This window comes from Dankookia rubra, assembly GCF_004355005.1.
Taxonomy (GTDB): Bacteria; Pseudomonadota; Alphaproteobacteria; order Acetobacterales; family Acetobacteraceae; genus Paracraurococcus; species Paracraurococcus ruber_A.
Window position 1 is genome coordinate 1 of the sequence record NZ_SMSJ01000318.1, and the last position, 750, is coordinate 750.

1 protein-coding gene is annotated in these 750 nt (G+C 58.8%); it reads right to left on the bottom strand.

The window, feature by feature from the left end; translation table 11 throughout:
• Positions 1 to 39 precede the first annotated feature (39 nt).
• On the bottom strand, positions 40 to 750 hold a 711-nt coding region (locus E2C06_RS36795; RefSeq protein ID WP_133293428.1), incomplete at its 5' end, for a phage tail tape measure protein.

Sequence of the window (750 nt, forward strand, 5' to 3'; positions counted from 1 at the left end):
CCACATCCATACCGGGTTTCACTTTCCAGCGGAAGGTCTTCATCGTCCACCTCCGGAGAACAGGCCACCATCACGCATCTGTGTCTGAATTTCATCACGGGCACCCTTGCGGGCCATGTCATACACCGCCTTCAGAGCAGCCGGACCTATCTGCCCGTTCGTGCCGTCGTTGTTAATCACCACATGGTTATTCTGCTCAAACGTCCCGGACGCCTGCGACCGGCTGTCTGCCATGCTGCCCGGTGTACCGACATAACCGCCGGTGGCATAGCCGCGCATCAGCCGGTAAAGATTCCCCACGCCAATCCGGCTGGTTGCCTCCTTCGTGAAGACAAACTCACCACGGTGAACAATCCCCGCTGGCTCATATTTGCCGCCGGTTCCCGTAAATCCTCCGGTTGCAAAATGGAATTTCGCCGCAGCGGCCTGAATGGCTGTACCGCCTGACGCGGATGCGCCGCCACCAACAGCCCCGCCAATGGCGCTGCCGATACTCCCGACAATCCCCACCATTGCCTGCTTAAGCAGAATTTCTGTCATCATGGACAGCACGGAACGGGTGAAGCTGCGCCAGTTCTGCTCACTGCCGGTCAGCATCGCCGCCATATTCTGTGCAATACCATCAAAGGTCTGCGTGGCTGCACTTTTTACCTGCGACATACTGTCCGTGGCGCTCTCTTCCCACTCACTCCAGCCGGACTTCAGGCCTGCCATCCAGTTCCCGCGAAGCTGGTCTTCAGCCGCCCAGGT